Genomic DNA, 13871 nt, shown 5'->3' with positions numbered 1-13871 from the left:
ACGACCACATTGCCCGTACAAAATAGTTGAGAACGATTATGAACAATATGAATATAAAGCAATCTGCAATAGCACTAAGCTTCGCTTTAGGTCTGAGTGCATGTTCTGGTGAACCACCAGCAACAACCATGCATTCCAAGCCTGTAGAACAAATGGACGCCAGCCCCATTGTGGCAACAAAAGACATTCAGTCTACAGCACGCCGTATTGGCAACAGTGTAGCAAACTGGCAAATAGCCCAGTTTGGCAACTTAACGTACATACCCGAGTCACACCGTGAAAAATCTGAAAACGCGAAGTTTTGGATCCAGGCTTCCTTTTATATCGGTTTAACACGTTGGATTGATGCTACTGACGATACTGACCTAGAGAACTTTGTGAAAGATGTGGCAAAACGGGAAAATTACGAATTAATTCTAGAGCGTCCTTATCATGCTGACGATCACGCTATCGCGCAAACCTATCTTTGGTTAGCCGAACACGCCAATATCGAAGAAGCCTACAAACCGACAAAAGAAGTTTTTGACATGATTTTAAGCAAGCCACCAACGGTTGGTTTGTCAATGTCTGATTCGGAATCCAGTACCGGGAAATACCATCTTGAAGGTAATTGTCAGTTGCGATGGTGCTGGGCCGATGCGCTATTTATGGCTCCCAGAGCGTGGGCACAAATGTCCAAAGTAACTGGCGATCCAAAGTATTTAGAATACGGAGATAAAGAATTTTGGGCTGCCGCAGACTATTTATTCTCAGATGAATACGGCCTATTTTATCGGGATAGTCGGTATTTTGATGCCAAAAGTGACAATGGCAAACCGGTATTCTGGGGGCGTGGAAACGGCTGGGTTTTTGCTGCCATACCAATGATTATTGAGGAACTCCCCTCCAGTCACCCTTCTCGTGAACGATACATTGAACTATACAAAAAGCACGCTAAGGGTTTAATGGCACTTCAAAAAGACGATGGCTACTGGCCTGCATCGTTAATGGACCCCGACAAGGTAAAAACACCAGAGGTGAGTGGAACGGGCTTTATCACCTTTGGGCTGGCATGGGGCGTAAATAACGGCATTTTGACCGATGAGCATTCGAAGATGGTTGTCGAGAAAGGTTGGGAGGCGATTACTAAAGCGATAACGGATGACGGGCGTGTTCACTGGGTTCAACATGTTGGCAAAAGTCCTGATCCGGTAAAAGAAAGCGATTCGCAGCTCTATGGTTCTGGTGCAGTATTACTTGCTGCGTCAGAAATGTTGAGATGGAAAAAATAACCCGTTTTTGTCGCTCCCCTTGGTCGGCCATTCCCGGCCAAGGGATATTATGCAAAATGTGATATTCCCCAGGAGCTTTGTCATGCATTGCCTACTCCGTTTCTCCATACCAATACTCTTTTTTTTAACTGGATGTCATTCAGCCGTGGAACAATCCGTTTCGCAACCAGGCAATTTAATGGTAGAAGGGCTGGTACAACCTCTGAATGTACACACCCATAACCCTGCTCTTTCCTGGCACGCCAATGTTGATGAACAGAGCTATTATCAAATTCAGGTCGCCAGCTCAAAAGAACGACTCGCTAGCGGGAAGCCTGACTTATGGGATAGCGGGAAAGTCGCTTCTTCCCGGTCTGTAAATATTCCGTACCAAGGCAAGCCACTTGAAAGCCGGCAACAAGCCTTTTGGAGAGTACGAGTTTGGCCTTCAAAAAATGGAACTCCGGTTTCATGGAGCCGTGTCTCAAGTTGGGAGGCAGGACTTATCAATAAAGCAGACTGGGCTGCTGAATGGATTCAGGTAAAATCTCCCGAAGCAGCAGAAGTTTCCCCGCAGGTCGACAAATGGATTTGGCACGCAGCAAGTGCACAAAATATAGAGAAAAAGCGACCGGCGTTCATAGTAGAGAAACTGGCGTTGCAGCCTACAGCAGCGTTATTAAGGCACGATTTCAATATTGATAAGCAAATTAAAAGTGCCCGTTTACACAGTACGGCCGCAGGCTACTATGAAATATTTATTAACGGCAGCAAAGTCGATTCCCGCATCATGGATCCTGGGCAAACAGACTATGAAGAGCGCATTTTATATAATACCGATGCAGTAGAAACCCTCTTAAAACCGGGAAGTAACGTAATCGCGGCCCATTTGGGAAGCGGTTGGTATGACGAAGCTATCGCGTTTTCATCACCTGAGAAAAATTTGTCTTATGGACAACCTAAACTCATCGCCCAGTTGGAAATTACATTTAAAGATGGCACAACACAGATTGTTACTACCAACGGCAAGTGGTTGTCTCATCCCTCGGGGGTTTTAAAAGAAGGCCTGTTCTCTGGCGAATTGTACGATCATAGAAAACAGGTTGAGAATTGGCAAACCGCAAACCAAGCTGCGCTTACCTCTGAATGGAAAACCGTTGAAGTGTTAGACACCTGGCCCACCAAGGCCTTGGAACCGCAGCTAATACAACCCGTTCGCCTTGCGGATAAACTGACGCCCAAACGAATACTAACACCCAAACCCAACGTATGGGTATTCGATTTCGGACAAAACTTCACCGGTGTTGCAGAGCTAAATTTACAGGCGCTTAATCTCAATGAAGGGCAAGGTGTCTATTTGAGATTCGCTGAATGGGTAGATGAGAAGGGCAATATTAGTCAGAAAAGTGGCGGTGGTGCACCTAAGTTAAAGCAAGTTGACGGCTATATCGCGGCCGATAGTAACCCGACCGTATGGCGCCCTACCTTTACTTGGCATGGATTCCGCTATGTGGAAGTTACTGGGCTTGACTCAACACCGCCGCTTAATGCACTCAGCGCATATCTAGTGAGAAGCGATGTGCCTGTCAGTGGGCATTTCAGTAGTTCTGATGAACTCATAAACAAAATACACAATATGGCGCTGTGGGGCTATCAGAGCAATTTAATCAGTGTTCCTTTTGACTGCCCAATAAGAGAGCGTGCCGGGTGGACCGGCGATGCTCATGCGGCTTTAATTACCGGAAATTACAACTTCAACATGAGCAATTTCTGGGAGAAGTATCTGGGTGATTTTAGAACATCACCGTTTACAGCACCCACAATAGTGCCGGGTCGGCGTGCTCACGGAGGGAAATTTGACTGGGCGGTAGCAGAAGTCATTATTGCTTGGGAACATTATCGCCATCACGGGGATATTTCTTTGCTGGCTGATCAATATGAAAGCTTGCAGGAATACATGAGGGCCGGCGTCAGGGAACTCGACAATAACATGATTAGAAGTGGGTACGGCGACTGGTGTGATCCTGTCGTCAAACCAGGCATGGCTCGTGTGGGTGGACGCTGTACACCACAACACACCAGCCATGTAGTCACTAGCTCTGCGCTGTTTGCGCATTCCGCTGATCTCATGGCCAAAATAGCTGATGCGCTCTCAATTGAGACAGACGTTAAACGTTACCGCGATTTATTTGAATCGTTAAAAGCGCAGTTTCACACTGAAATTTTTGACCCTGAGACCGGCCACTACGGCAGCCAAACGGCCGATGCAATGGCCCTTGAATTTAACTTGGTTCCAAAGACATTACGTCAGCAGGTCGCAGATAGACTGAACGCTGATGTGGTGGAAAAATGGGGCGGTCATGCATCAGTAGGTGCCCTTGGTCAAACATACCTCTACAGAGCACTTAGTGATCATGGGTACGAAGATACAGCATTCAATATTTTCAAAACAGAGGGTTACCCTGGGTATCCATATCTCATCAACGATCTCAACGCTACCACGCTGTGGGAACGCAAAGGCGGATTTGTGAACAAAGCAAACCTTACCCTTGACGATGCGCCGGGACGCTCGTTGAATCACCCGTTTCATTCTGGCTACGATGGTTGGTTTTTTGAAGGGTTAGGTGGCATTCGACCTTTGGATGACAGCGTAGGTTTTCAGCATTTCATGCTAAAGCCAGTATTTCCCAGTGAACTCGATTCGATTGAAACAAGCTACACAACTGGTTATGGCAAGATAAAAAGCAAATGGCGTAAAGAGGAAAGCAAAGTCACATGGGAGTTTGTTATCCCACAAAATACTAAAGCAACAGTCTATGTTCCGAACAAAGCGCCTGAATTATATCGCCCCGGTAAATTCACGCTTGAATTCGATATTTAATGTCGCTAACTGGAGTAAAGGAGTAGCTATGCACATGCGTAACCTCGTATCCACAAGCAAAATAGCCGTGCTTAGTCTGTTTGTTCTTGCATCAGCAATGGGCTGTACGACAACCCGGATTGAAAACACAGTCAGTGAAGATACGCCAGAAAGGCAGCCGCCCAATATATTGCTAATCCTATCTGACGACCACGCGTGGAATGACTATAGTTTCATGGGGCATGACATTGTAAAAACACCACACTTAGATGAGCTGGCAGAAGGGGGGGTAACGTTTACTAAAGGTTACGTGCCTACGTCGCTTTGCCGGCCATCGCTGGCCACCATTGCTACGGGTCTTTACGCAAGCCAACATGGTATTACAGGCAATAGCCCATCTTCCCTTACACCAGGGGGAAAGGAAGGAACTGAATACCAGAGGCTTCGAGCGGAAATAATAGCTAAGATAGATACGGTTGAAACGTTACCCGAATTGCTGCGTAAAAGGGGTTACGTATCTCTGCAAACAGGGAAATGGTGGGAAGGTAGTTACCAGCGTGGCGGCTTTGATGAAGGTATGACAAATGGATTTCCAAATCCTGGTGGTCGGCACGGGGATGAAGGGTTAAAAATTGGTAGAGAAGGCATTTCAACTATCACCGATTTTATAGATCGCACCCATAGTGCTAATAAACCATTTTTCGTTTGGTACGCGCCGTTTATGCCCCATGCCCCACATACGCCGCCCAAGCGTATACTCTCTAAATATAAGAAATATGATTTACCGGAATCTATAGCTAAATACTATGCAATGATTGAATGGTTCGACGAAACAAACGGGCAGCTACTTGAACACCTGGAAAAGCGTGGCCTTAGAGAAAATACGTTAGTTGTATATGTCTCCGATAACGGGTGGGTAACCAATCCCACGCAAACGGGGCGTTTTTTGCCTAAGTCGAAACAAAGCCCCAATGAAAGTGGTGTACGTACCCCGATCATATATTCATTACCGGGTATATTCTCTTCTCAGTGGAGGCCTGAACGCGTAAGCAGTATAGATATTGTGCCCACAATTTTGGGGGCTGCAGGTATTGAAGTGCCTACCGAACTGCCGGGATTAAACTTATATGATGAACTCGCTAGCGGCTCACCAATTAATCGTGAAGCTATCTTTGGCGAGGGCTTTGCCCACGATATGGTCGATTTGGATGATATAGAATCGACGTTGCTCTATCGCTGGGTAATTAAGGACGATTGGAAGCTTATCGTAAGTTACAACGGGAAAAACGTGAGTTACCAAAAGTATCACGATGACTTTTTGGTAGGTCCCCGTCTATATCACCTTGCTAGCGACGAATATGAAGAGGTCGATTTAGCAAAACGTTACCCGGAAAAAGTAGAGAGTTTGATGAAAGAACTCAAACGTTGGTACCCAATAGAAAAACGAAAGGTTCTATAGCAAGTGGGAGAGCGAGTTCGTAATAGAGTTTGAACTCGCTTCTTAATTATTCACCGCACCTTTCTTAAGCCGTAAAATCGTAAATCCATTCGCTAGGATTACCGTAATCTCTAGTAATACTCCACCTATTGATCCTAGATAAATGTTATTGATCAACCAAAATACGGCGCCACAGATAAACAGCTTTCGCATCTTGATGCCGGACGCATAGAAAATGGCATACGTTCCAACGCTCGCACCCAGGATAGGTAATACGTCGATATAGCCTTTTACGTTCGCAACACCCCATGTGACATTTAATAGAATAAATATAGCACCCACATAACGATGCGTACTTCCTATAGAAATAATTGTGCGGAAAAAATTAAGTGCGTTAGCAATAGTGCCTGTTATTGAACCTAAAAAGAAAAAATGTGCTGTTTGGAATGAAAACATTACGATCAAACTCACTTTGAGTTTGCGGTCGTTTTTATGCGTAAATGAATAAATCGCCACCAAGAAGGCTAATATACCAAAGACTTGTCCGAGAATTTCGAAAGACATAAGAACGACACCATTTTCGGTAAGGTTTAGCAAATCAAAAGGGCCCGTACAAATACGGGCCTTTTGAACTTGAGTTTAATCGCCGAATTCGCGAATTAGACTATTAATAGTATCTTTCGCATCGCCCAGAATCATTCTGGTATTTTCCCTGAAAAACAGAGGGTTATCCACTCCCGCAAAACCTGCGTTAGCAGACCGTTTAAGAACAAATACTGTTTTCGCTCGATAGGCTTCAATAACCGGCATACCGTAAATTGGGCTTCCTTTCATTTCCTTGGCGGCGGGATTAACTACATCATTCGCCCCTATTACAATAGCCACGTCGTAGTTCTCCATACGCGGATTAACATCATCCATCTCATAGAGTTGGTCGTAAGGCACATCCGCTTCAGCCAAAAGAACATTCATATGACCAGGCATTCGGCCTGCGACAGCGTGAATCGCATAATCTACGGTACAACCGTTCTCTTCCAACAAAATGTGTAACTCTCGCACCGCATGTTGTGCTTGTGCGACTGCCATACCATAGCCAGGTACAACAAGAACGGCCTGGGCCGCCTCCAACACATAAAACGCGTCTTGAGCAGACAATACTTTAATTTCTCCCGATATGGCTTCACCTTGCTCAACAGGTTTTGAAAACCCAGAAAGAAGTACGTTCATCAAAGAGCGGTTCATGGCTTTACACATGATATTCGTGAGTATCAGCCCCGATGCACCGACTAAAAGACCAGTCACAATCAAGATAGTATTCCCTACCGCCAACCCCGCTGCCGATGCCGCAATCCCTGAGTAACTATTGAGCAATGCAATTACTACCGGCATATCTGCACCGCCAATGGATATCGTTGCCCAAAGTCCGAAGCTCAGACCTATTGCGATAGTGCAATACAGCCACAACATATTTGAAGGCTCGTTTACAAATAAGAAACCTACAGCTGCCATCGCCACAATATGCAACAGGCTAAGCTCGCGAAGCCCTGTGAAAATCAGTGCCTTCGACGATAGTTTTCCAGAGAGCTTACCCCAGGCGATAACAGAACCAGAGAATGTCACGCCCCCAATGAGAAGGGTCAAAAGTACAGTAACAAAAATAAAAAAGTGAGTACTTGCCAACACTTCTGAATCCATAGAGCTCACCGTCGCCCACCCCAACAACAAAGAAGCCGCACCGCCAAAACCATTAAATAACGATACCATTTCCGGCATTTGCGTCATTTGTACGCTTCGTGCCTTCCATGCGCCGTAAAGGCCACCAATCAGCACGCCGATAAATATGTAGTGGTAACTGATTATGTGTTGATCAAGTAGGGTTACTATCACTGCTACTAACATACCTACCGCAGACACAAGATTTCCCTTCCGCGCGGTAGAGGGGTGACTCAACAATTTAAGGCCAAGAATGAAAAGCCCGGCAGCGACCACATAGGCCAGATTTATCAGTATTTCTAAAGTCATGTTCGCACTCTCTTAGCTATTATCTTTCTTTTTAAACATGCCAAGCATGCGATCTGTAACCAGATAACCGCCCACAACGTTTATGCTGGCCAGCGCCACCGCCGTTGTGCCCAGTATCGTTGTTAACGTACTGCTACCTGCGCCTGACGCGGTAAGTGCGCCCACGAGAGTGATGCCTGAAATCGCATTCGATCCAGACATTAAAGGCGTATGGAGTGTAGCCGGTACTTTACGAATAAGTTCAAAACCCAGAAAAGCAGCCAGTAGAACAATAAATAGTAAGTAAATAGTTTCCATGGTTAAGCGCCCTCGTATGCTTTTAACAATGTTTCATTTCTTATTTTTCCGTTATGAGTTATCACAGACGCGGCGAGAATGTCATCGTCGAAAGACAACTGGAAAGAAAGGGGATCATCTTTGACAAATTCATCCAACAAGTTATATATGTTATTGGCATACATGTCCGTCGCTGCTCGTGATACCTCTTCGCTCCAATTACCTGTTCCGATCACCGTAACCCCATTTATCACTACTGTTTTACCGGGTTCAGAGCCTTCCACATTGCCACCCGAAAGTGCGGCCATATCAACCACAACACTTCCCGGTTTCATCAATTTTAAGGTTTGTTGATTTATCAATACCGGCGGCTTACGTCCGAAGAGTTGCGCGGTTGTGATGACGATATCGGATTGCGCGATAGCGTCTTTTTGCGCATCAGCCAGAATCGCTTGTTGTTTCTCTGTAAGCGCTTTGGCATAGCCGTCTTTCGTTTGGCCTGTTTCCCCAATATCTACTTTTAGAAACTTCCCCCCAAGAGACTCTACTTGTTCTGCCACAACTGGGCGGGTGTCGTACGCAAGCACATTTGCACCAAGTCGTTTTGCTGTGGCGATAGCCTGAAGTCCGGCCACGCCCGCACCTATAACGAATACCTTTGCTGGCTTTATGGTGCCCGATGGCGTCATCATCATTGGAAGAATAGATGGTAGGGCGTTTGCTGCTTTCATTACCATCGCGTACCCCGCCAGACTGGCTTGTGAACTCAACGCATCCATTTTTTGTGCGCGAGAACTTCGTGGGATCATTTCAACGGAAAGCGCTGTGATATTTGACTCAGCCAGACAGTTGATAAGTGGTTGTTGAAAGAACGGATCTAAGTGGCCGATCACGATAGTATTGGCGGGCAAGGTCGAAGCGAGCAATTCATTAGGAGCGTTCACGCAAGCAAGTACATCAATCTCACTCACGACTTCATCAGCCGTTTCTATCAGTTTTGCGCCGGAACGTTCGAACTCGCTGTCTTCGTAATTGGCGTGAAATCCCGCTCCCTTCTCGATAACTACATCGATACCTTTGCGAACGAGTTTAGATACGGTGCCGGGTGATACTGCACATCGTTTTTCTATGTGTGCGTGCAATCCGATTTGCCGCGATTCGTTTAAAATTAGGATTTTCAATTAACTCTCCTTTCCTAAAACTACGAGGAGAATGAGAAAAACAACTCATTCAGTATACTTTTCTGCCGTGTACTGAAGTGTTTAAACGAAGCCTACTTTCCAGAGAGGATGGTATGCATCGCGCCGGTGTCTTTGGAATTGTTAGACTGACACCAGTGCGTATTTTTGCGTTGAAAGTAGAATTATTCTAAGTGAAACATCATTTTAAGATCGGTCGTCACAGGTTCATTACTCTCATGTGTATCCATAATGTCGGCCATGTACGCCCACCATTTTTTTACCACCGGGTTGGCAGGCAATGTGTCCATAGTATGAGACGGTTCTCGCTTTAGTACCGCAAAGAGTTTATTTGAGCTAGCTTCGTGAAAAATGCTGTAATCAGATACACCAGCCATTTTCAGTTCGTCAACTAGCTCCGGCCATATTTCATCGTGACGTTTTTTGTATTCGTTCTCAAACCCAGGTTTGAGTGTCATGACAAACGCGATTTTTTCCATTGTTTAACTTCCGAAGGTATTTAAGTAATGTTTCCACTGTTCTATCGTGGTAATTTCTTCAGCACCTTCCCAAGCGAACCCTGCGTAATAGCTTAACAAACCATCTGCTGAAGTCTGGGTAATTATCCAAATATGACTTTCGTCCTTGTTCTCTGAAGGCTTGTGCTCAATGCTGGATATTCTGGATGGCTCGACAAGGGCTCCTGTTCCCAACCCCTTGCCGTCGATCATTTCCCAAGCAGCAATCCAGCCTGCTTGAGCGTTGTGATATACAGATGCTTTCTCGTCGTGCGTCGCTACACCGATAGCGATTGGGATTGATGCCGGTGACCCGTTTAACAAGAACCTAGACTCCACGTGATAAAGGTTAGAACCCAACGCCAGCGCAACGCGTTTTTCTTCCTCTACCTTACCCAGCGGTGTTTCAAATTCGTAATAGAGCGTAAATTTAACCTCTTCACTGTTGTTTTGATGGATTTCGTAGCGCGTAAAATTATGACCGTAATACGGCGTGTCATTTATCCAAACTGCAGACCCACCAACTCCCCGGCTGATACCTGTGTGGTAAGGGTCATATCCCTCTCCCCTATCCTGATGATAGGACAGGCCGTTGAAATGCATTTCATACCACTTGTCTATAATGGAATAGTCAACTTTTTTTAGCCAGGCATCTACACCACTTGCGTGGCCTGCCAATGGAGCCGCCGGGCCATAAACCCGAAATGCTACCTTATCGTTTTCCCACGCAAAATCATCACGCCGTTGCGGTACAAATTTAGCGTAAGCTTTTACTTCTTTCTGTACCCCTGTCGACTCTCTTGATGGATTTACATGGGTTTCTGAAGAACACCCCAGCGTACTTGCAACCGCGAGCATTACGGTAAAAGCGTAATAAGTCTGCTTGTATTTCATCATTCATCATCTCCCGAATTTGACGATGCGCCAAATAACAAAGGCCGTTTTACACGGCATCATTTCCAGTACGCAGCGCATAGCGCAATATCACCACAATGACAACATATGAGTGATATTGCACCATATTGACTTAATATGCAATGAGTTCATTTTTTCGAGCTGTTTTGTTTTTTAGTAAGACCATGGCAAATACATAATATAAAAGAATTTTACTAGTTAGCGCAGGGAATTATGCGGAAACACTAACTTTACCTCAACTTAACAAAATTATTGATAATGATTAACTTATGATCTATCGTGTCGCGGAAATGATTGGTTGTGATTGTTCTAGGAGGAGCAAATGTCAACGTTAAACACCAAAAAACTGCAATTGGCTATCGCAGTCTCTTCTGCTATTGCCTGTTCACCTCTCAATGCCTCTGCGCAAGAAGTACGCTCAGAGGAAAATACGCAACAAGACACTGAAGTCATCGAAGTTCGCGGTATTAAAAGCGCTTTGGCGAGTGCTCTCGCTGAAAAACGTTCGGCTGATAGTATTAAAGAAGTCATTCAAGCCGAGGACATTGGAAAGCTCCCAGATCAGAATTTGGCCGAAGTGCTGGAAAATGTTACCGGTGTTCAGATCGACCGTACTGCAGGAGTAGGAACAGGTGTGCAAATTCGCGGCACAAACGCTAACCGCGTAGAAATTAATGGCGTTTCAACAGTAGGCAGTGGCAATGGCCGTTCTGGTATCAGTTTTGACGATTTGCCAGCAGCGCTTATCTCTTCCCTTGAAGTTATTAAAGTACCTTCTGCAGAAACGATTGAGGGCTCAGTAGGGGGAACCATTAATTTAAGGACCCTGAGAGGTCTAAGTTTAGACGAACGCGTATTGTCTGTCCGTGCCCAGGCCGAGAACAGTGACTTGGCTGACGCGACATCGCCCCGGTTTTCCGCTACATTCGGGGACAACGTCGATACAAAATTTGGACGTGTAGGCGTTGTACTTACTGGCAGTTACGCAGAACAACAGGTCGCTTCTTTTGATCCTCGTTTTGATAGAGACAGAGAGGTTCTGCCTGACTCAGGGCGAGCAAGTGCAGAGTCCTTTCCATTTTTAAGGACACAATTCCTCGATCAAGTAATATCCCGCTATGAATACGAGACCAAAAATTTCACCGGTTCAGTAGAATTTGAACCCGTAGATAACCTGAAGTTCTATTTTGATGCCACGATCAACCGTCAAGAGCGGGCACAAAAAAGCTCTCGCGCCTTTATTTCTGGTACCGGCGGCTCCGCCGTTGTCGACAATACGAACAATACCGCATTTGAAACCATTGATTTAGGCACAATAGACGGGCCAAACGGACCACTGGTATTAGGCGAAGTACAAGCCGTATTATCAGGCACTCTTGGTGTGGGGGTAGATAGCAACAACAATAATATAGATCCCAACCTGCGTACCAGCAGCATTACTGGCTCCCGAGTCACCGACAGTGACGTGTTTGCGACGGGGTTTGACCTGATGCTCGATCGACTAGCACTAAGCGGTGAAGTGTCCTATTCGAGCTCAGATTCCACGTTTCCTCGGTTAAATACGACCCTGGATTTTATAAATCCACACGGACCACAACCCAGTGAAGGGTTAAGCATCGACAACGGCGTGCCAATCGAATTTGATGCATCAGGACGAGTGTTGCAGTTTGGCATAGCGCACGATGCCGAATTTGGCCCTTCTTCAACAGATTTGTTGACGCCTTCAAATTACGCGCTGCAAAACGTGGGGGTTGGCAGAAGTACACAAGAAAATTCGGAAACAGCTTTTCGAATTGATGGTGATTACGATATTTCCGATCTGAATCCTTATTTTTCTGGAATTAAAGCGGGGGTAAGATGGAATAAAAATAAAGCAGAAAGTAACGATATAAATACAGCGTCAAATTTCTCTAATCCTAATTTGGCATTCTTCAGACCCACTGCAGACCTCTTTGCTGATGTTGTTTCTGCGGGGCCATCTAACTTTAACGACGCAGATGGACGTAGGCTATACATCGCTGACTATTTAACGGTTAACCGCGATTTATCCTTTTCTAATCCAGATCAAGTACTGGACACCATCAACGCAGCGATTGTTGAAAATAACGCGATTCAGATTGCAAACGGTAACATTACCGAAGGCTATCCGACCTTGTCGGAACCCGAACTCCAACTCGATTCGTTCTTTGATATAGAAGAAGAAACCACTGCCCTCTATCTTCAAGGCGACTTTTACTTTTATGTGAAGGATATTCCGATTCGAGGGAACGTAGGTCTCCGCTACGTTGACACTGAAATAACGTCTGTGGGAAATAATATAGAGAATGGTGAAGTAACAGGTCTTCGGGAAGAAAAAGCATCATATGACTACTACCTTCCAAGATTCAGCCTCGCCGCTGAAGTCGTTGATGATGTCGTTATTCGTGCGGGTATCGCAAAAGACATACGCAGACCAAACTTCAACAACCTCTCTACTTCTATAAATTTCCCAGGTGGTGCCGGCTCCGCTGTCAATGTCGGAAATCCGGCTTTAACACCTGAGGAAGTCCTGTCTTACGACTTGTCTGCTGAGTACTATTTTTCAGATTCAAGCTTTGTCAGTGTCGGCTTTTTCCATAAAGAACGAACTGACATATTCGCTGCCGTGCGAGACAATCCGGAAGAGCCCATTGGTGACAATGGTCAGATCGAGCGAGATATTACCCCCCCTTGTGAAGGTGGCGGGATATGGAACCCCACAGTAACTGACAGAAATGTGTGGTCATCTGTACCTGGAACGGGAATTTGTGTTCCTCTTCAAACCACAATTAACCTGCCCAATGAAGAAACGCAAACGGGGGTTGAGATCGCATTCCAACACGACCTGTCCGACTATGAAGACGAATTAGGCTGGGCATCGGGTTTTGGTGTGATTGCAAATTATACTTATCAAGAGGCAGGGGCGGGCATAGAAACGTTCCGCGCTGCAACGGGTGACGGTAACGCCCTCAACAAATTGTTGGGAAGAACGGATGCAAATCAATCGACCGCTACGCTGGCTGATGACATCGTTGAAGAACGCATTGAATTAGAAGACCTCTCTCAAAACGCCTATAACATTACGGTTTTTTATGACAAATACGATTTGAGCGTGCGTGCAAGATACACTTGGCGTTCCGCCTTTAAAACCGGCGACTTGATTAGTTTTGATATGCCGCGGATCGTGGATGATCGAGCCCAACTTAACATGAGTGTGAGCTACGATATCAACGACACGTTCACGGTAGGGCTGGAAGGCATCAACTTACTTCGGGAAGACCGGACACAGTGGTGCGTCAATGAAGGCGCATTGCTGTGCGAACAAGGGCTTACAGACAGGCGTATTATCATGGGAGTAACGGCGAAGTTGTAGCGCAAAACATCCGATAAATACAA

General features: G+C 45.7%; 10 protein-coding genes. 4 read left to right on the top strand and 6 right to left on the bottom strand.

Translation table 11 applies throughout. The features are described 5' to 3' along the window. Positions 1 to 38 precede the first annotated feature (38 nt). From KO518_RS01155 to KO518_RS01145, 3 genes are all read left to right on the top strand, one after another. Complete coding sequence (locus tag KO518_RS01155; RefSeq protein WP_252735722.1) at positions 39 to 1271, top strand: glycoside hydrolase family 105 protein; 1233 nt, start codon at positions 39 to 41, stop codon at positions 1269 to 1271. Positions 1272 to 1416: 145 nt separating this feature from the next. Further along, positions 1417 to 4131 carry a family 78 glycoside hydrolase catalytic domain gene (locus KO518_RS01150; protein WP_371742210.1) on the top strand — a complete coding sequence of 905 codons (2715 nt, stop codon included), beginning with the start codon at positions 1417 to 1419 and terminating at the stop codon, positions 4129 to 4131. Positions 4132 to 4165: 34 nt separating this feature from the next. Continuing rightward, the gene (locus KO518_RS01145) at positions 4166 to 5569 is read left to right on the top strand and encodes a sulfatase (RefSeq protein WP_252735718.1); all 1404 of its coding nucleotides are present in this window, start codon (positions 4166 to 4168) and stop codon (positions 5567 to 5569) included. A gap of 42 nt (positions 5570 to 5611) precedes the next feature. Here the strand turns inward: KO518_RS01145 and KO518_RS01140 are convergent, their stop codons facing one another. From KO518_RS01140 to KO518_RS01115, 6 genes are all read right to left on the bottom strand, one after another. Then, on the bottom strand, positions 5612 to 6112 hold the full coding sequence (locus KO518_RS01140) for a YgjV family protein (RefSeq protein ID WP_216023969.1): 501 nt from the start codon (positions 6110 to 6112) through the stop codon (positions 5612 to 5614). 75 nt (positions 6113 to 6187) lie between these two features. Continuing rightward, positions 6188 to 7570, bottom strand: coding sequence for an NAD(P)(+) transhydrogenase (Re/Si-specific) subunit beta (locus KO518_RS01135; protein WP_216023968.1), 1383 nt, complete (start codon positions 7568 to 7570; stop codon positions 6188 to 6190). A gap of 12 nt (positions 7571 to 7582) precedes the next feature. Beyond that, positions 7583 to 7867 (bottom strand): NAD(P) transhydrogenase subunit alpha, encoded by a 285-nt coding sequence (locus KO518_RS01130; protein WP_216023967.1) that lies wholly within the window; start codon positions 7865 to 7867, stop codon positions 7583 to 7585. A gap of 2 nt (positions 7868 to 7869) precedes the next feature. Next, positions 7870 to 9027: an NAD(P) transhydrogenase subunit alpha gene (locus tag KO518_RS01125; protein WP_216023966.1), complete on the bottom strand. Its 1158-nt coding sequence runs from the start codon at positions 9025 to 9027 to the stop codon at positions 7870 to 7872. A 182-nt stretch (positions 9028 to 9209) separates the two neighbouring features. Next, positions 9210 to 9524 (bottom strand): L-rhamnose mutarotase, encoded by a 315-nt coding sequence (gene rhaM, locus KO518_RS01120; RefSeq protein WP_216023965.1) that lies wholly within the window; start codon positions 9522 to 9524, stop codon positions 9210 to 9212. A gap of 3 nt (positions 9525 to 9527) precedes the next feature. Beyond that, on the bottom strand, positions 9528 to 10439 hold the full coding sequence (locus tag KO518_RS01115; RefSeq protein WP_216023964.1) for a DUF4861 family protein: 912 nt from the start codon (positions 10437 to 10439) through the stop codon (positions 9528 to 9530). A 340-nt stretch (positions 10440 to 10779) separates the two neighbouring features. On the opposite strand from KO518_RS01115, the gene KO518_RS01110 reads away from it, so the two are divergent. Beyond that, the gene (locus KO518_RS01110; RefSeq protein ID WP_216023963.1) at positions 10780 to 13848 is read left to right on the top strand and encodes a TonB-dependent receptor; all 3069 of its coding nucleotides are present in this window, start codon (positions 10780 to 10782) and stop codon (positions 13846 to 13848) included. Positions 13849 to 13871 lie beyond the last annotated feature (23 nt).

The sequence above is a fragment of the Aestuariibacter sp. A3R04 genome (genome assembly GCF_018860805.1).
Classification (GTDB): Bacteria; Pseudomonadota; Gammaproteobacteria; order Enterobacterales; family Alteromonadaceae; genus Alteromonas.
Note: the sequence above shows the minus strand (reverse complement) of the source record. Positions and strands in the feature narration are given on the sequence as shown.